The 17,079-nt window shown below is 56.4% G+C and carries 16 protein-coding genes; 8 read left to right on the top strand and 8 right to left on the bottom strand.

All coding sequences use genetic code 11. From position 1 onward, the window contains the following. Positions 1 to 37: 37 nt before the first annotated feature. From ppiB to PGH32_RS01195, 5 genes are all read left to right on the top strand, one after another. Positions 38 to 532, top strand: coding sequence for a peptidylprolyl isomerase B (gene ppiB, locus PGH32_RS01215; protein WP_123335842.1), 495 nt, complete (start codon positions 38 to 40; stop codon positions 530 to 532). Positions 533 to 534: 2 nt separating this feature from the next. Next, positions 535 to 1,251: a UDP-2,3-diacylglucosamine diphosphatase gene (gene lpxH, locus PGH32_RS01210; RefSeq protein WP_337892967.1), complete on the top strand. Its 717-nt coding sequence runs from the start codon at positions 535 to 537 to the stop codon at positions 1,249 to 1,251. A gap of 146 nt (positions 1,252 to 1,397) precedes the next feature. Continuing rightward, positions 1,398 to 1,907: a 5-(carboxyamino)imidazole ribonucleotide mutase gene (gene purE, locus PGH32_RS01205; protein ID WP_314418470.1), complete on the top strand. Its 510-nt coding sequence runs from the start codon at positions 1,398 to 1,400 to the stop codon at positions 1,905 to 1,907. Next, positions 1,904 to 2,971: a 5-(carboxyamino)imidazole ribonucleotide synthase gene (gene purK / locus PGH32_RS01200; protein WP_337892966.1), complete on the top strand. Its 1,068-nt coding sequence runs from the start codon at positions 1,904 to 1,906 to the stop codon at positions 2,969 to 2,971. Before purE ends, purK begins: the two co-directional genes overlap by 4 nt. A 421-nt stretch (positions 2,972 to 3,392) precedes the next feature. Then, positions 3,393 to 4,136 (top strand): LuxR family transcriptional regulator, encoded by a 744-nt coding sequence (locus PGH32_RS01195; RefSeq protein WP_337892965.1) that lies wholly within the window; start codon positions 3,393 to 3,395, stop codon positions 4,134 to 4,136. Here PGH32_RS01195 and PGH32_RS01190 read toward each other — a convergent pair. The 3 genes from PGH32_RS01190 to ybbA all read right to left on the bottom strand — a co-directional run bounded on the left by PGH32_RS01190 (position 4,098) and on the right by ybbA (position 8,397). Beyond that, complete coding sequence (locus PGH32_RS01190; RefSeq protein ID WP_337892964.1) at positions 4,098 to 4,829, bottom strand: acyl-homoserine-lactone synthase; 732 nt, start codon at positions 4,827 to 4,829, stop codon at positions 4,098 to 4,100. The genes PGH32_RS01195 and PGH32_RS01190 overlap by 39 nt on opposite strands. Before the next feature lie 467 nt (positions 4,830 to 5,296). Beyond that, positions 5,297 to 7,714 carry a putative ABC transporter permease subunit YbbP gene (ybbP, locus tag PGH32_RS01185; protein ID WP_337892963.1) on the bottom strand — a complete coding sequence of 806 codons (2,418 nt, stop codon included), beginning with the start codon at positions 7,712 to 7,714 and terminating at the stop codon, positions 5,297 to 5,299. Then, positions 7,711 to 8,397 (bottom strand): putative ABC transporter ATP-binding protein YbbA, encoded by a 687-nt coding sequence (gene ybbA / locus PGH32_RS01180; RefSeq protein WP_337892962.1) that lies wholly within the window; start codon positions 8,395 to 8,397, stop codon positions 7,711 to 7,713. The genes ybbP and ybbA overlap by 4 nt, the downstream gene beginning before the upstream one ends. On the opposite strand from ybbA, the gene tesA reads away from it, so the two are divergent. From tesA to PGH32_RS01165, 3 genes are all read left to right on the top strand, one after another. Beyond that, entirely contained in the window at positions 8,368 to 8,991 is a 624-nt protein-coding gene (tesA, locus tag PGH32_RS01175) for a multifunctional acyl-CoA thioesterase I/protease I/lysophospholipase L1 (RefSeq protein WP_314418475.1), read from the top strand. The two genes, ybbA and tesA, sit on opposite strands and share 30 nt — an antisense overlap. Before the next feature lie 31 nt (positions 8,992 to 9,022). Further along, positions 9,023 to 9,796, top strand: a complete 774-nt coding sequence (locus PGH32_RS01170) for an SDR family oxidoreductase (RefSeq protein ID WP_314418477.1) — start codon at positions 9,023 to 9,025, stop codon at positions 9,794 to 9,796. Between the two features lie 69 nt (positions 9,797 to 9,865). After that, the gene (locus tag PGH32_RS01165) at positions 9,866 to 10,723 is read left to right on the top strand and encodes a co-chaperone YbbN (RefSeq protein ID WP_337892961.1); all 858 of its coding nucleotides are present in this window, start codon (positions 9,866 to 9,868) and stop codon (positions 10,721 to 10,723) included. 58 nt (positions 10,724 to 10,781) lie between these two features. On the opposite strand, the gene PGH32_RS01160 is transcribed toward PGH32_RS01165, so the two are convergent. The 5 genes from PGH32_RS01160 to PGH32_RS01140 all read right to left on the bottom strand — a co-directional run bounded on the left by PGH32_RS01160 (position 10,782) and on the right by PGH32_RS01140 (position 16,813). Then, a complete protein-coding gene (locus PGH32_RS01160) occupies positions 10,782 to 11,996 on the bottom strand; it encodes an MFS transporter (protein ID WP_337892960.1) in 1,215 nt (404 codons plus the stop codon). Positions 11,997 to 12,053: 57 nt separating this feature from the next. After that, complete coding sequence (locus tag PGH32_RS01155) at positions 12,054 to 12,956, bottom strand: carbamate kinase (protein WP_314418496.1); 903 nt, start codon at positions 12,954 to 12,956, stop codon at positions 12,054 to 12,056. 77 nt (positions 12,957 to 13,033) lie between these two features. Beyond that, positions 13,034 to 13,852 (bottom strand): DUF2877 domain-containing protein, encoded by an 819-nt coding sequence (locus tag PGH32_RS01150; protein WP_337892959.1) that lies wholly within the window; start codon positions 13,850 to 13,852, stop codon positions 13,034 to 13,036. A gap of 18 nt (positions 13,853 to 13,870) precedes the next feature. Further along, entirely contained in the window at positions 13,871 to 15,136 is a 1,266-nt protein-coding gene (locus PGH32_RS01145) for a DUF1116 domain-containing protein (RefSeq protein WP_314418501.1), read from the bottom strand. Between the two features lie 9 nt (positions 15,137 to 15,145). Further along, positions 15,146 to 16,813 carry an acyl-CoA synthetase FdrA gene (locus PGH32_RS01140; protein ID WP_337892958.1) on the bottom strand — a complete coding sequence of 556 codons (1,668 nt, stop codon included), beginning with the start codon at positions 16,811 to 16,813 and terminating at the stop codon, positions 15,146 to 15,148. Positions 16,814 to 17,079 lie beyond the last annotated feature (266 nt).

Genomic DNA, 17,079 nt, shown 5'->3' with positions numbered 1-17,079 from the left:
GCATTCTTAAAAACTCTAACCCTGACAGGATGAGAATATGGTCACTTTCCAGACTAACCACGGCGATATCGTAATCAAAACTTTTGATGACAAAGCGCCGGCTACCGTAAAAAACTTCCTGGAGTATTGCCGTGAAGGTTTCTACGACAACACCATTTTTCACCGCGTAATCAACGGTTTCATGGTTCAGGGCGGTGGTTTTGAACCCGGCATGAAGCAGAAAAACACCAAAGACGAGATCCGCAACGAAGCGAACAACGGTCTGAAGAACACCAAAGGTACTCTGGCGATGGCGCGTACTCAGGCTCCTCACTCAGCCACCGCTCAGTTCTTTATCAACGTTGCCGACAACGACTTCCTGAACTTCCGTGACGAAAGCCTGCAGGGCTGGGGTTACTGCGTGTTCGCTGAAGTGGTTGAGGGTATGGATGTGGTCGAGAAGATCAAAGCCGTTTCCACCGGCCGCAGCGGTATGCACCAGGATGTGCCAAAAGACGACGTGATTATCCAGAAAGTCACCGTCAGCGAGTAATAATGTCGCACACGCTGTTTATCGCAGATATCCACCTGTGCGTTGAGGAACCGGCAATCACTGCCGGTTTTCTTCATTTTTTACGCCGTGAAGCTCAGCACGCTGATGCCCTCTATATCCTCGGCGACCTGTTTGAAGCCTGGATCGGCGACGACGACCCGAATCCGCTGCATGCGGAAATCGCTCAGGCTCTGCGCCAGCTCAACATCCCCTGTTTCTTTATCCACGGCAACCGTGATTTCCTGCTGGGAAAACGCTTCGCCCGCGCCGCAGGCATGACCCTGCTGCCGGAAGAGCAGCTGCTGGAACTGTACGGTAAGCGCGTGCTGATTATGCACGGCGACACGCTTTGTACCGATGACGTGGGCTATCTGCGTTTCCGCGCCAAAGTGCATCAGCCATGGCTGCAAAAGCTGTTCCTGGCCCTGCCCCTGTTTGTTCGTCAGCGTATTGCGGTAAAGATGCGCGCTGGAAGTCAGCAGGCCAACAGCAGCAAAGACATCGCCATTATGGACGTGAACCCGCAGGCGGTTGTGGCAGCAATGCAGCGCCATCATGCGCCGGTTTTGATCCACGGCCACACCCATCGCCCGGCGGTCCATCAGCTGAGGGTTGACGGCAGCCCGGCTGAAAGAGTCGTTCTGGGTGCCTGGCACGAGCAGGGATCGATGATTAAAGTCAGTGCAGACGAGACAACGCTGATTTCCTTCCCGTTCTGAATCAAAATTTTGCTCTGAGATGGCGCGATAATCCGCTACGCAACCGTTTTCCTTGCCGCTGACTCATGGTATTCTCTCTGCCCTTCCCATCGGGTAGCCACAGGGTTACTACGGTGACGATTTAACATCACAGGAGTCAGCCCCGCATGTCATCTAACGCCGCACCGGCCCGCATTGCTATTGTTATGGGTTCCAAAAGTGACTGGGCAACCATGCAGTTTGCAGCGGAAATCCTCACCAGTCTGGACGTTCCCTTCCACTGTGAAGTGGTTTCTGCCCACCGTACCCCGGACAAGCTGTTCAGCTTTGCCGAACAGGCTGCGGATAACGGCTATCAGGTGATCATTGCTGGCGCAGGCGGCGCGGCCCACCTGCCGGGTATGCTGGCGGCGAAAACGCTGGTTCCGGTGCTGGGCGTACCGGTGCAGAGCGCGGCACTGAGCGGCGTTGACAGCCTTTACTCCATCGTACAGATGCCGCGCGGTATTCCGGTTGGCACGCTGGCGATTGGTAAAGCCGGAGCGGCAAACTCCGCCCTGCTGGCGGCGCAGATCGTTGCCCTCCACGATGCCGGGCTGGCAACGCGCCTGGCGGCATGGCGTCAGTCCCAGACCGATGAAGTGCTGAACAACCCGGATCCACGGGGTGATGCATGAAACCGGTTTGCGTATTAGGCAACGGCCAGCTGGGGCGCATGCTGCGCCAGGCGGGCGAGCCGCTGGGCATCGCGGTGTATCCCGTGGGCCTGGATGCGGAACCGGAAGCGCTGCCGATTGCCGCCAGCGTGATTACCGCGGAAATTGAGCGCTGGCCGGAAACCGCACTGACCCGTGAACTGGCAGGCCATAACGCTTTCGTTAACCGCGATATCTTCCCACTGCTGGCCGACCGCCTGACGCAGAAGCAACTGCTGGACCGGCTTGGCCTGGCCACCGCGCCGTGGCAGCTGCTCTCCTCTGCCGACCAGTGGCCGCAGGTGTTCACCACCCTCGGCGAGCTGGCGATCGTTAAGCGCCGCACCGGTGGCTACGACGGGCGCGGCCAGTGGCGTCTGCGCGCAAACGAGACCGGCTCGCTGCCGGAAGAGTGCTACGGCGAATGCATCGTTGAGCGCGGCATTAACTTCTCCGGCGAAGTGTCGCTGGTGGGCGCACGCGGCCACGATGGCCATACGGTATTCTATCCGCTGACTCATAACCTGCATCAGGACGGTATTCTGCGCACCAGCGTGATGCTGCCCGTGGTGAACGCTGCCCATCAGCAGCAGGCCGAGCAGATGCTGTCGGCAATTATGAACGAGCTGAACTACGTCGGCGTGATGGCGATGGAGTGCTTCGTGGTGCCGGAAGGTCTGCTGATTAACGAGCTGGCCCCACGCGTGCACAACAGCGGCCACTGGACGCAGAACGGCGCATCGATTAGCCAGTTTGAGCTGCACCTGCGGGCGATCCTCGATCTGCCGCTGCCGAAGCCGGTCGTCAGCAGTCCGGCGGTGATGGTGAATCTGATCGGCACCGACGTGAATCTGGACTGGCTGCAGCAGCCGCTGGTGCACCTGCACTGGTACGATAAAGAAGTGCGCCCGGGCCGTAAGGTCGGTCACCTCAACCTGTCAGACGTCAGCACCGCAGCGTTACGCGACGCGCTGAACGCGCTGGTGCCGATGCTGCCGGAGGAGTACACCAGCGGGATTGCCTGGGCGGTTGAGAAGCTGGGCTGATCCCCGCCTCAGTTTTTTGGATATATATTGAAGAACGCGATATGCGTTCTTCAATTATTTACACGTTTTAGATGTAGAAAGGAAAAGAATAGTCCTGAACTATACTTTAGTACGGCTAACAATTTTCATTTTAACAGCGTATTGTTGCAGCACTAAAAATACAATATATCAATAAATTGCCAGTCTTTTTATTATCCAGCACCAGGGGATTTTATCAATCATACTGAAGCCAGGTATGAAATGCTTCAATTTCTGTCACCCGGCATATTAACCTCTATAAAAACCAGTAATATATATCGTCACCATCAAATCATACTTACAGTATCTATAAGATATAGCACAACACTGTAATTAAACCAATGATTATGATCATGTTGATCGCAGCCACCAAGGAAAGGACCATTTACAAGGATGGGTCATTATGCGAAATCTATTTTTTAACAACATAGCAATTAACTCATCCATTAAAATGCACCTTGAAAAAAGGCTGGCGAAGTATAAAAATTTTAATTATGCCTATGCTATCATGAGTAAAAATAATCCATCAAATTTTAGCATAATCTCTAATAGACAAGAATGGTTCAATGTATATCTGGAAAATAACTTCCAATTTATTGATCCAGTATTAATGACAGCATTAAACAGGATCACTCCCTTTGCGTGGGACGAAAACATTATGCTCAACCAGGGAATAAAGGTCCCCAAAATTTTTGACATAGCAAAAAATCACAATATCATAAATGGATATACTTTTGTATTGCACGATCAATATAATAATCTTGTTGTTCTATCAATGATGATGGATGAAAAATGTGATGACAATATTGATGAGTTTATAATTTATAATAAAAATAATCTCCAGATGATTTTAATATCCACCCATGAAAAATTAACTTCACTTTATAAAGAGCAGGAAAGCAAATCAGAATTTGAAGGAATGAACGCTAAAGATTTATTATCAAAACGCGAAAACGAAGTTATTTACTGGGCTAGCGTTGGAAAATCCTATCAAGAAATAGCACTCATATTGGATATAAAAACTACCACTGTAAAATATCACATTGGTAATACGGTAAAAAAACTCGGTGTCACTAATGCAAAACATGCGATTAGAATGGGGGTTGAATTACAAATCATCAGACCGCTTCTCCCTGACGAAAAATGACAAAGGCCACTGATTTAAAGAGTAACGACACCCACCAATACTATTTTTCACCAATGAGGTTAAAACTTTCTGGCTTCCCTCGTCTACAGGCATGAAGATGAGGTATATATTTTCATTTTTTTCCGAAACCCCTCTCTCAACAATAGAAACAGGCCAACCAGAACGTTTGAAAATAATATACATAGAATGACTGACTATTGCATATATCCCATCATAGCGATAATGCCTTGCATAATTTACCATTGACAAAAACAAAGTTGCGCTGATAGGAAAACCTTTACCCCTGATTGTTTCTGAACGGTTCTTATCAATAAATAAACGACTGGCCTCAATAAAATTTCCACTGGGAATTTCAATTTTATTGAAATATTTATTGAAAACATCGGTAATCATATTTGGATATTTTGTTTCAATAAACCGCACACCACAAATAAGATGCCCACTGGCTTTACCTAGCAGATAAACAGTTTGATGACTATCATATTTATCCGATTCCATACCTTCATTACAACTTACCATCCAATTTAATCTATCTTTAAAAACTGATTTTCTTAAAGAAAAAAGATCATCAGACCTTAAACCATCAAGAGAGTTGTAACCAACATCAAAAAAATCCAGCATAGAAAACCATCCATAGTAAATTCTGGCATGAATAACCCGATAAATCAGACCATATAAAATGACATGCTTCATGTAAAATAACAACATTAAACTATCTGGTAGCCAGGCAGCACTATTACTTTAAATTTTAAAAAAAACCGATTGACATTTTATTTCAATATTAAGAATAAACTCATTTTTTTTACATCCGTTTTTTCTTAATTGATCTGACGAAGTCGGATGTTCTTATAAGACAGCTAAACCTATCGCCTGCAATTCAGACGCTGCCGATCGTTAAAGCTGCCGTTTTTGAGTATTACTGACTGAAAACCAGGCTTTATGAAGACTCATCTTGTATCAATCCTCTGCAATAAACACATTACAGTGAGGAAGATCCAACGCTTCTGGCAGCAACACGGTAACCTAAAAGGGAGAGCGGTACTGGACAGGTTAGCCGGGTGTCTGCCGCAAGGATGCGGCAGCCAAGCCTACAGGGATGTATTTACGGCGACCCGGCGATCTGCCAGTACCACTCTCACCAAACTACAGCTTCACCGCAATTACCCAGCCTCATATCCCCGGAACAGCGCCCTGCCCTTCAGCAACCGCACGCCCAGCCAGCCGCCGCAAAGGGAAAGCAGCAGCGCACCGCTCAGCGGCAGCACCAGCCACAGCACGAAATCCGGCTGCCACGGGAAGTCGAAGACTTTCCGCTGTAATCCCCACAGGGCGGCTTCCGCACCGATTGCCGCCGCCGCGCCGGATACCACGCCAAGCAGCGCGAATTCACACCACAGCGTGCCGCGCAGCAGCTTTTTACTGGCCCCCAGCGTGCGGTAGACCACCAGCTCCTGCCGTCGCTGACGCATCCCCACCTGGATCTGTGCCAGCAGCAGCAGCACGCCGCAGGCGGTAACCAGCACCACCATAATTTCCAGCGCCTGGCTCACCTGCGCCAGCACCTGCCCTATCTGCCGTAAAATACTGCCGATATCCAGCAGGCTCAGCGTAGGAAACTCGCGGTTAAGCTGTACCAGCAGGGCGTTATTATTCTCCAGACGGAAGCTGGTCAGCCAGGTCTGCGGCTGCGCATCCAGCGCCCCCGGCGGGAAGATGAAGAAGAAGTTCGGCTTCAGGCTTTCCCAGTCCACCTTACGCAGGCTGGAGATTTTCGCCGTAAAGTCCTGGGTATCGCCGGTAAAGGTCAGCGTATCCCCCAGCTTCACGCCCAGCCTTCCCGCCAGTTCCTCCTCCATCGAGGTTTCCCCGACCTTCGGCGGCCAGCTGCCTGCGGTCAGCGGATTGTGATCGGGAAGATCGCTTTGCCACGTCAGATTCAGCTCGCGGTTCAGCGACTCGTCCAGCTTCGGATCGACCGCCTGCTGATTGATCCCGGTCAGCCGCACGCGGGCCACCGGATAGAACGTTTCCGGCTTCACCTGATGCTGTTCAAGGAAGGTTTTCACCTGCGGCACCTGCTGTGCGGTCAGATTCAGCAGGAAATAGTTGGGACTACCCGGCGGCAGCTGCTGCTGCCAGCGATCCAGCAGATCGCCTCGCATCACCAGCAGCAGTGCCAGCAGCATAAACGACAGCGAAAATGCGGCCAGCTGGCTCAGGGTGGTCCACGGCTGCCGCAGCAGGCGGTTTACCGCCAGGCGAAACGCCAGATTGCGCAGGGTCAGGCGCCTGAGCAGCAGCAGTCCGCCCCAGCCCACCGCGCCCAGCAGCAGCGACAGCAGCACAATACCCGCCACCAGCGCCCACAGCAGGGTGCTGCCGCCCACCAGCAGGGCCAGCAGCCCCACCACCACCAGCGCCATCAGCGGCAGATAGATTTTCAACGGCCAGATATTCGCTACCGCATCACGTCGCAGCACGCGCAGCGGCTGGGTTGCCAGCAGCAGACGATAGGGCCGCAGGCCAACCAGCAGCGAAATCACAAACAGCGAGCCCACCGCCCACAGCCACGGCCAGCCGCTGGCGGCAGGAAGTTCACCGGGCAGCACCGGGCGCAGCATGCGCAACAGCAGCGCCTCAAACCCCATGCCGATCGCCCCACCGCACACCGCCGCCAAAAACAGCACCGCCAGCCACTGCCCAACGATTAGCTTACGCAACGCTTTACGGTTTGCGCCCAGCGTTTTCAGCACCGCCACCAGATCGTAGCGGCTGCGGCAGTAGTGGCTCATCGCCACCGCCACGGCGGCAATCGCCAGCATCAGCGTCAGCAGTGCCGACAGCAGGAGGAACTGCTGGGCGCGCTGCATGGATTTACCCAGCGCATCATCCGAATTTTCCACACTAATCCAGCGCTGGTCCGGCGTCAGGCGCGAGGCTATCCAGTCATCAAAGCGCGCCAGCTGCTGCGGATTGCCGGCAAATTTATAGTGCCAGCTCAGTCGGCTGCCCGGCTGCACCGCGCCGGTTTTCTCCACGTCGGCCAGGTTCATTAACAGGCGCGGCGCGGTCTGGAACGGGTTGAATCCGGCATCCGGCTCCTGAATCACCTCGCCCGCAATGCGTAACGTGGTATCGCCAACGTCAATATTTTCGCCGCTTTTACGATCGAGCAACGCCAGCAGCCGGGGTGCGGCCAGTACGGTTCCCGCCGCCGGTTTTAATCCGGGCGGCTCGGTGGCCAGCTGGCCGAACATCGGGTAGGCATCGTCCACCGCCTTCACCGAGGCCAGCTGCGGGGTATCTCCGGCAAAGGTCATGGTCATAAAGGTCAGCTGGCGCGCAACCTGAAGCCCGTCGCTGCGGGCCTGCTCCAGCCATTCAGCGGGCACCTCGCGCGAGCTGCGCAGCGTGCGGTCCCCCGCCATAAAATCACGGCTCTGCTGGGTTAATCCCTTTTCCATGCGGTCACTGAGCGAGCCCAGCGCCAGCACGCAGGCCACCGCCAGGGTCAGCGCCAGCCAGACAATCAGCAGCGAGGGGGATTTCCACTCGCGCCAGAACCAGCGCCAGATCATGCCTCCTCCCACAGTTTTCCGTCGCGCAGCCGCAGGCGGCGATCGCAGCGCGCCGCCAGCTGTTCATCGTGCGTCACCAGAATCAGCGTGGTGCCCAGGTCGCGGTTCATGGAAAACAGCAAATCGGCAATGCGGTCGCCGGTTTTACGGTCAAGGTTGCCGGTAGGCTCATCGGCAAACAGCAGCGCCGGGCGGCCATTGAAAGCACGCGCCAGCGCCACCCGCTGCTGCTCCCCGCCGGAAAGCTGGGCGGGCAGATGGCTCAGGCGTTGTCCAAGGCCGAGCTGGCCGAGCAGCTGCGCCGCCTGCTCGCGGCTCTGACGGTCATTCTCACCGCGCAGCAGCGCCGGAAGCTGCACGTTCTCCAGCGCGTTCAGCGTGGGCACCAGCATAAAAGCCTGGAAAACGAAGCCAACGTTTTTCGCCCTCAGCTCCGCCCGCTGCTCTTCATCCATCTCGTGCAGCGGCTGGCCGAGCATCATCACCTCCCCTTCGCTGCCGTCGTCCAGTCCGGCAAGAATGCCGAGCAGCGTTGATTTCCCTGAACCCGACTCGCCGATCAGGGCGAGAGTTTCAGCCGGTTTGACAACCAGCTCAACTCCGGTGAGGATGGAAAGCTGATGCTCACCCTGACCGACGGACTTACTAAGACGATGAACTTCAAGAATGTTTTCCGCTGGCATTACCCTTTCCTGTTGCTGTTGGCTTTGATGACGCTGCGCGCGACGGCGGCGGATACGCTGCTGGTGCTGGGCGACAGCCTCAGCGCCGGGTACCGCATGTCCGCCAGTGCCGCATGGCCTGCGTTGCTCAATGATAAATGGCAAAAATCACCCGCTATCGTTAACGGTAGCATAAGCGGCGATACCGCGGCCCAGGGCGTGGCGCGCCTGCCCGCCCTGCTGAAACAGCATCAGCCGCGCTGGGTGCTGATTGAACTGGGCGGCAATGACGGCCTGCGCGGCTTTCCGCCTGCACAGCTGAAGCAGGAGCTGGACAGCGCAATTCAGCAGGTTAAAGCCGCCGGTGCGCAGCCGCTGCTGATGCAGGTTCGCCTGCCCGCTAACTATGGTCGCCGCTATACTGAATCCTTTGCTGCTATCTATCCGCAGCTGGCGGAACGCAATAGCATTCCGCTGGTGCCGTTCTTTATGGAGCAGGTGTATCTGAAACCGGAGTGGATGCAGGATGACGGGATTCATCCGGCCCCTGCCGCGCAGTCGTTTATTGCCGATTTAATGGCAAAACAGCTGGCTCCTTTAGTTAACCATGAGTAACCCGGCTGGGAACGCTGTTACAGGTAAAGTTATGCAAAAATCAATCGTAATAACCGGCAGCTCCAGCGGAATTGGTCTGGTGGCCGCCAGCGATCTGCTGCGGCGCGGCTACCACGTGATTGCCGCCTGCCGTAAACCGCAGGACGTGGAGCGCATGAACACGCTGGGATTCAGCGGCGTGCTGCTCGATCTGGACGATGCGGAAAGCGTGGAGCGCGGCGCGGCGGAGATCCTCACGCTCTGTGAGGGCAGACTGTTCGGGCTGTTTAACAACGGCGGCTTTGGCCAGTACGGTCCGCTGCAGTCGGTGACCCGCGCCCAGCTGGAACGGCAGTTTTCCACTAATCTGTTCGGCACCCACCAGCTGACGATGCTGCTGCTGCCCGCGCTGATCGCCAGCGGCGCCGGACGAATTATCAATACCAGTTCGGTACTGGGGCTGATCTCCACGCCGGGGCGCGGTGCCTACGCCGCCAGTAAATACGCGCTGGAGGCCTGGTCGGATGCGCTGCGTATGGAGCTGCACAGCAGCGGCGTGCGGATCAGCCTGATTGAACCGGGGCCAATCAGTACGCGGTTTACCGATAACGTCAGCCAGGCGCAGCAGGATAAGCCGGTGAAAAACCCCGGTATTGCCGCCCGTTTTACCCTGCCGCCGGAGGCAATTTTGCCGAAGCTGCACCACGCGCTGGAAAGCAGACATCCGCGCTTGCGCTATCCGGTCACGCTGGTGACCTGGGTCATGACGCTGCTGCGACGGCTGCTGCCGGGCCGGGTACTGGACTGGTTTTTACGGCAGAATTAACCCGCAGGGCTTGAAGCCCGCGTGTCTGCCCCAATACAGTAAGAAACTCACGTGAAAAGAGACGAATTCATGGCACCACACGCTGCGATTATTGAAATTAATGAAACTAACCTGCACCAGACGCTGGAACAGTCGATGCAGGTTCCCGTTCTGTTTTATTTCTGGTCCGGGCGCAGCCAGCACTGCCAGCAGCTCACGCCGCTGCTGGAGCGACTGGCGCAGGAGTATGCCGGTCAGTTTATTCTGGCAACGCTGGACTGTGATGCAGAGCCTGCCGTAGCCCAGCAGTTTGGTCTGCGTTCTATTCCCACCGTCTATCTGTTCCAGGACGGGCAGCCTGTCGATGGCTTCCAGGGGCCGCAGCCGGAAGAGGCCGTGCGTGCGCTGCTGGAGAAAGTGCTGCCGAAGGAAGAAGAGTTGAAGGCGCAGCAGGCGATGGCGCTGATGGACGAAGGGAAAGCTATCGACGCCCTGCCGCTGCTGAAAGATGCCTGGCAGCTGAGCAATCAGCGCAGCGAAATCGGTTTCCTGCTGGCTGAAGTGCTGATTGGTCTGAACCGCAGTGACGAAGCGGAAGCGGTACTGAAAGTGGTGCCGTTGCAGGATCAGGACAGCCGCTATCAGGGGCTGATTGCGCAGATCGATCTGCTGAAGCAGGCGGCGGATACCCCGGAAATTCAGCAGCTGCAGCAGCAGATCGCCGAGAATCCGGAAGACGCATCGCTGGCAACCCAGCTGGCGATCCAGCTGCATCAGGTTGGTCGCAACGAAGAGGCGCTGGAGCTGCTGTTCGTTCACCTGAAGAAAGATCTCGGCGCGGCGGACGGCCAGGCGCGTAAAATCCTGCAGGAAATCCTTGCGGCGCTCGGCACCGGCGATGCGCTGGCCAGCAAGTACCGCCGCCAGCTTTACTCTCTGCTTTATTGATCGTTCAGCGCCTCCGGCACTCAGAGGCTCATCCAGCGATGAGCCTCTGTACAACTGATTAAACCCGCTTGCCTTCCTTCACAAACAGCATAGCCACAAACCCCACCACGGTGATCATCGCAGCAAAGTAGAAGCCCGCATTCAGCGATCCGGTACTGTCGGCGATAAATCCGGTGACGTACGGGGCAAAAATCGATGCCGCCATGCCAAAGAAGTTGTACAGGCCAAAGGCGGTGCTCAGCGCCGCGCGCGGGGCGTTATCGGCCACCAGCGCAATCAGTACCGGGTTAAGGCTGATTTTGCCAATAAAGTCGTACAACACCAGCACGCCGATCAGCGCCGCCTCACTGGAAGAGTAAACGATGCCAAAAATCGCCAACAGCGAGAACGGCAGCATGCACAGTACGACCGGCTTGCGGCGGCCCAGCTTGTCGGATACGTAGCTGCAAATCAGCGTGCCCAGCACCGAGATCCACGGCACGATAGAGGCAATACTGGCGGCGTGAACGATATCCATCCCGCGCTCTTTTTGCAGGTAGTAAGGCAGCCAGGTGATGATGACAAAGAAGCCGTAAATCGAGCAGAAGATAGTGATGTAAGCCATCAGCAGGTTACGGTTTTTAAACAGATCGCTGAATTTAAACTCGCTTTTATTGCCGCTACCGGCCGGCATTTTTTCTGCTGCGCCCGGCGCTTTTTCACGGATGAACACCAGCATCAGCAGCGCGACAATCAGTACCGGTACCGCCATCACTACGAACGGCATCTTCCACGTGGTGTGGAAGCGTTCGATCATAAAGCTGGAAAGGTAGTAACCGAGCGCGATGCCGAACGACATGCCGCTGCCGATCACCGCGCTGCCCAGCGTAATCCATTTTTTGGGAATCGCTTCTGAAGAGAGCGCATACTGCGGGCCGTAATAGACCCCCTGAGACGCCCCGGTCAGCATCCACAGCAGCATAAAAATCAGGAAGCTGGGTGAGATACTGATAGAAGCCATAAACAGCGTAAACAGCATAAAGCCGCTGACCAGAATACGCTTTCTGCCCAGCCTGTCGCCGAGCATTCCGGCGGGTACCTGCAGGACCGTGTAAGCGAGGAAGAACAGACTGCTGATTAAGCCCAGCTGGCTTTTTGACAGGCCGAATTCGGTTTCAATCTGCGGCATCACCGGGCTGAGTACCGAGCGCGCGGCGTAAATCACCACCCAGCCGAGGAAGAAGATAATGACGGTTTTGATCCAGTAAGGTACCCGTTCAGTTTTAGTTTGCATGGCCAGACTCCCTGGTATGACGGGCGCAAAGGCCCATCCTGATTCCTGATAACAACTTTATGGGGTCACTAACGTCCCGGCCGTTCCAGCCAGCACCGCGTCAATGTCCTTGAGTGCGCCGATATGCGCGACTTTACCGCTGCGCTGCACAAAGCGGCTGACCGCCATGATTTTGGGCCCCATCGCGCCGTCGTTAACCGCCAGCGGTGCCAGTTCATCCGTGGTGGCAGAGCGGATAGCGCGCTGCTTCGGGGTTCCCCAGTGTTCGTAGACCGCATCCGCGTCGGTGAGGATCACCAGATGATCGGCATCCAGCGCTTCCGCCAGCAGCGCCGAGGCCAGATCTTTGTCGATCACCGCTTCGCTGCCCACCAGGCTGTCACCCTCTGCTACCATCGGCACGCCGCCACCGCCGTTGCAGATGACGATATGATTTTTCGCCATCAGCAGGTTAATCGCTTCAATATCAATGATTTTCTTCGGTTCCGGCGACGGAACCACGCGGCGCAGATAGCTACCGTCCAGCTTCATGTTCCAGCCGTATTTCTGCTCCAGTTCCTGCTGCTGCGACGGCTGATATACCGGGCCGATAAACTTGCTCGGCTGCTGATAAGCCGGGTCGTTGCTGTCCACCAGCACGCGGGTCAGCAGCGTGGAGACCGGCTGCGCAGGATGATACGCCGACAGCTGCTGCGCCAGCATATAGCCGATCATTCCCTGGCTTTCCGCCACCAGAATGTCCAGCGGATAAGGCGGAACGTCGCGATAGGCGAGGTTCTGCAATGCCAGCAGCCCGACCTGTGGACCGTTACCGTGTACGATAGCGATGCGGTACTTTTTCGCCAGCTTGCCAACCGCATCGGCGATGAGAGAAATACTGCGGTACTGGTTCTCAGCGGACAGCACTTCACCACGCTGCAGCAGGGCGTTGCCCCCCAGAGCAATAACTAACGTTTCCATTCCAACCTCTGTTTTCTCTGAATTCAGGTAACAGGAAGCCCTGCCGGAACGGATCCGGCGGCATTTTTCCTGCACAATTAAAAAAGACCGCTGATGATTCTGGCCCCGGACCAGATCCCGAGCAGGGTATCCGCGCCGGAAGAGTGGCCCACCTCCAGCAGTTCGCCAACGGCGGTGCTCACATCGCTCGTGCCGGACAGTGCGCGGGCAAACTGCTGCACCGGCGTGGCGAAAATCCCCTCTGCGGCAAACCGCAGATAGTTGAGGCTGACCAGCGTGGTGAGCTCGTCCAGCGGCTGGCTGGCAGCAAAAAAGGCGGGCAGCCGGGGAACGTCAATACGCCGGTCAAACCAGGCACACAGCAGCATCCCCAGCACCGTGTCGTCGTTGCCCGGCGTCAGGCCCGGGCCTTTGCCCAACACGGTGCTCCAGTCAACGCGTTCACCCTGCAGCCACGCGCGAAACTGCTGCTGTATTTGCAGGACTTCCGCGTATAAAGGCGTAGTGACGATGCGATCGAGGCGACCGAACAGCCCGGTTTCAGCCGCCGTTGACGACAGCGCGGCCGCCAGCGGATCGAAGACGATCTGCCCCGTCAGAGACAGATGCAGATCGGTGCGATCTTCCGGCGGGCAAAGGCAGATATCCGCCAGCAGGATCCCCTCAGGCGTCAGTTCACACTCAGGGGACTCAGCCAGCTCATCGGAGAAATCGTCAAAGTCATCATCGGCGATTTCCCAGCCCATCGGACTTAAGCCACGCCCTTCGCGGTGCAGCGTCAGCAGATGCTGGCCCGGGGTGAGGAGATTGATCGCACTGCGGAAATGCCCCACGCAGCGCAGCGGACCGAAGTCCTCTGTGGCATGGCGGCTGACGGCCAGCGCACTACTTTCCATCTCTCCTCCCCGCCCGGATTAACCGGTGATGCCCAGCTCTTCAGCCAGCGCTTCAATCGCTTTTTCAAAGCAGCCCAGCGGCGCACGTACCGTACCCGCGCCGATCTGGCCAACGCCCGCTTCGCGGTGGGCGATACCGGTGTTGATCAGCGGCGTGATGCCGGTTTCGACCACGCGGCGCGCGTCCAGGCCCAGACAGGCACCCTGGAAATCCCAGGTCGGGATTTGCAGCATCATGTTGCGCTCAAGGAAGATTTCCGCCATCTCTTCGGAGATTTCGGTGGCCGCCGTCATGCCGCCGGCCGCGCCGACAAAGCGGGTCACGCCCGGAGCCGCAACCATCGCCGCACCGCCGATACCAAAGGTTTCGGTAATGGCGCTGTCGCCGATATCCGGGTTCGCATCGGCCTGGCTGTAGCCGGAGAAGAACAGACCTTCCGGGGTATTCACCGGGGCGGTGAACCAGCGATCGCCCATGCCGCTGATTTTCACGCCGAAGTTTTTGCCATTACGGGTCATCACCGTCACGATGGTGCCCTGTTTGATCTCTGCACCGGCATCCATCGCCGCCTTGCAGTAGGCCATCGCCAGGTTCAGGAAGAACTGATCGGTGATGCTGAGGAAGTGCATGGCACGGCCCAGCTCGGCTTTATCACGATCCAGCAGGGTGATTTTCGGTGCCAGCTGGCGCATCAACAGCGCGGAGGCGGCGATATTACGCTGGTGGAACTCGTCACCCATAGTGATCGCCTGGGCCATCAGGGCGGTCAGATCGATACCGTCAGCAAAAGTCGCCAGCACTTCTTTCAGTACCGGAGTCAGCGAGTCGCGCATCCAGCGGTGGCGCTCCTGCACATCCGGCCCGTAGGCACCAAAGCGCATCACTTTACCGATGCCTTCGTTCAGGTTGCAGTAAGCAAAGTTGCCGTGGGTGTGGTTTTTCACCACCACCATCGGCATGTGGGCGGAGGTGATGCCGCCCATTGGACCCACGGCACTGACGTTGTGGCAGGGGATAAATTCGATTTCGCCGTTTTCCAGCAGCGCCAGCGCCTGCTGTTCATCACTGGCCCACTCTTCAAACAGGCAGGCTCCGATACAGGCGCCGCGCACCGGGCCGCTCATTTCCTGCCAGGTCACGGGAGGACCGGCATGCAGCACTTTCCTGCCCTGATTCAGTTCAGGAACGAGTTTTTTCGCTAAATCAACGTCAATCCAGTGTGGACGGGCTTCACGAATACGGTCGATGACCGCGGCGTTGGCTTGTTCAATAGAATCGTACATATCAATCCCTTACTTTAATTTTTTCAGTATGTTAGCTAAACGTTGGTTGCCGCCGGCAACCGGAGCCCACTGGTAGTGAACCACTGAAATTTCGTTAGTCTGCAGGTCTTCGGCAAAGCTGCGCAGGCCCGCATTGATCACGGAAACCCCCTTCAGCAGCGCCGGAACCGGTTCGGATGATGGAGCAGGCTGCGGAGCGATCAGATAGCCGGCCAGCTCGACCGCTTCCGGCAGCGAATTCATCACCGCGATGCCCGCTTCATTCAGCGTGGCAATCTGCGCGGAGCGCTGCTGCGGATCCTGCTCGGTGCCGGTCACGGTGGCGATCACCGCCAGCGGATGGGCGGATCCGCGTTTTTCGCGCAGGCGCTTAACCTCCGCCGCCATCGATCCGGCCGGGTCCTGCTGGGCGCCGTAGCCGATCACCACGTCCAGCAGCAGCACGCCGACCTGCGTCTGCTGACTCAGCCGGGCGATTTCCTGATTGCGGGTTGAGGGATCGATCATCGGGTGCGGTTTGCCCTGGGTGTAGAAGTCGTCGCCCATATCAATGATGCGATGACCATCGGCGTTCAGCATCGAACCCTGATGGTGGCTGCTGTCGGCTTCAACGCCCAGACGCTCGGCCAGCAGCATCGCGCACTCTGCCGCCAGCGTTCCGCCCGCGTACAGGCCGGAAATCTTGCCGCCGCAAACCGCAGGCTGCTGTTCGGCCATCTGCTGCACGTGTCCCAGCATCGCGGCCAGGCGCGCGGCCTCGTCCAGCGTGGCGGCGAAGGTAATATTGCCATCCTGTTTCTGTGCGGCTTTCGCCCCGAGGAACAGCGCCACGACCGGCTTACCAAGGGTTTTCATTTCGGCAATCACCCGCGCACGCACCGCGTCCGCCGGGGGCTTGGAAACGAAAGCCAGCACCTTGCTTTGCGGATCGGCGGCCAGCATGCGTAATGCGCTGAGGGCGCTAATGCCGCCCACGTCGGCAGTTAAGTCACGGCCGCCGAGGCCGATAGCATGAGACACGCCCTGCCCCGCGAGGGTGATTTGTGATGTCAGTTCCTGGATACCGGTGCCCGATGCGCCAATAATCCCGATGCAGCCTTTCGGCGCGACGTTGGCAAACGCCAGCGGCGCACCGGCGATATTGGCGGTGCCGCAGTCCGGCCCCATCACGATCAGCCCTTTCTCGCTGGCTTTGGTTTTCAGTGCGCGTTCCTGCTCCACGCTGACGTTGTCGGAAAACATCATCACGTTGCAGCCGTCATCCAGCGCCTGATCGGCCAGCTGTCCGGCATATTCCCCGGCAATTGAGATCAGCACCAGGTTAGCATCGGGCAGCTTTTGCCGCGCGGTGCGCCAGCTGCGGGCCTTGAGCAGGCGTTTACCGCCCTGCTGGCCCTGAGCAATCGCCTTCAGGGCGGCTTCCAGCTCTTCCACAATTTCCGCGGTGATGGTTTCGTCGTCGGATCCCGCTTTAATCGCGACGCAAATGTCGTTCGGCGTGGCTTCATTAAACTGCGGATGCCAGAAACCGGTGGCTTCCAGCAGGGATTTGTTGGCGGGCGTCCCCATCATCACCGATATTTCATCAACCCGTGGGGATTCGCTGAGCTTACGGGAAATTAGCATCAGGCTGACGGAATCCTGAAAACTCCCTTTCTTAATAAACGCATGGACCATAGTAATATCCTTAAACAGCTTGTGAACATCACAATCATTAACGGCAACTGAATATTTTCATATCCTGTATATTTCTGAGCCATTATTACTGAGCAGAAAATTACAAATAAAACGACTTCATAAAGGTGAGAGTTATCACACTTTATCGATTGTTAGAAAAAATCGTTAAATGGATGCATGATTAATCAAATCACTGAAAAAAGAAGGGTTTGTTTATTAGAAATATTCTAACAATGGCATGAACATTCAAAGAAAATTTGAACCAA

Source organism: Erwinia sp. SLM-02, assembly GCF_037450285.1.
In the GTDB taxonomy this organism is placed as follows: domain Bacteria; phylum Pseudomonadota; class Gammaproteobacteria; order Enterobacterales; family Enterobacteriaceae; genus Erwinia.
This window is presented reverse-complemented; position numbering and strand designations above follow the sequence as displayed.

Bases quoted from the DNA above. Each gene is read 5' to 3' on its own strand.
- ppiB (WP_123335842.1), top strand. From the start codon at position 38: ATGGTCACTTTCCAGACTAACCACGGCGATATCGTAATCAAAACTTTT.
- lpxH (WP_337892967.1), top strand. From the start codon at position 535: ATGTCGCACACGCTGTTTATCGCAGATATCCACCTGTGCGTTGAGGAA.
- purE (WP_314418470.1), top strand. From the start codon at position 1,398: ATGTCATCTAACGCCGCACCGGCCCGCATTGCTATTGTTATGGGTTCC.
- purK (WP_337892966.1), top strand. From the start codon at position 1,904: ATGAAACCGGTTTGCGTATTAGGCAACGGCCAGCTGGGGCGCATGCTG.
- PGH32_RS01195 (WP_337892965.1), top strand. From the start codon at position 3,393: ATGCGAAATCTATTTTTTAACAACATAGCAATTAACTCATCCATTAAA.
- PGH32_RS01190 (WP_337892964.1), bottom strand. From the start codon at position 4,829: ATGAAGCATGTCATTTTATATGGTCTGATTTATCGGGTTATTCATGCC.
- ybbP (WP_337892963.1), bottom strand. From the start codon at position 7,714: ATGATCTGGCGCTGGTTCTGGCGCGAGTGGAAATCCCCCTCGCTGCTG.
- tesA (WP_314418475.1), top strand. From the start codon at position 8,368: ATGAACTTCAAGAATGTTTTCCGCTGGCATTACCCTTTCCTGTTGCTG.
- ybbA (WP_337892962.1), bottom strand. From the start codon at position 8,397: ATGCCAGCGGAAAACATTCTTGAAGTTCATCGTCTTAGTAAGTCCGTC.
- PGH32_RS01170 (WP_314418477.1), top strand. From the start codon at position 9,023: ATGCAAAAATCAATCGTAATAACCGGCAGCTCCAGCGGAATTGGTCTG.
- PGH32_RS01165 (WP_337892961.1), top strand. From the start codon at position 9,866: ATGGCACCACACGCTGCGATTATTGAAATTAATGAAACTAACCTGCAC.
- PGH32_RS01160 (WP_337892960.1), bottom strand. From the start codon at position 11,996: ATGCAAACTAAAACTGAACGGGTACCTTACTGGATCAAAACCGTCATT.
- PGH32_RS01155 (WP_314418496.1), bottom strand. From the start codon at position 12,956: ATGGAAACGTTAGTTATTGCTCTGGGGGGCAACGCCCTGCTGCAGCGT.
- PGH32_RS01150 (WP_337892959.1), bottom strand. From the start codon at position 13,852: ATGGAAAGTAGTGCGCTGGCCGTCAGCCGCCATGCCACAGAGGACTTC.
- PGH32_RS01145 (WP_314418501.1), bottom strand. From the start codon at position 15,136: ATGTACGATTCTATTGAACAAGCCAACGCCGCGGTCATCGACCGTATT.
- PGH32_RS01140 (WP_337892958.1), bottom strand. From the start codon at position 16,813: ATGGTCCATGCGTTTATTAAGAAAGGGAGTTTTCAGGATTCCGTCAGC.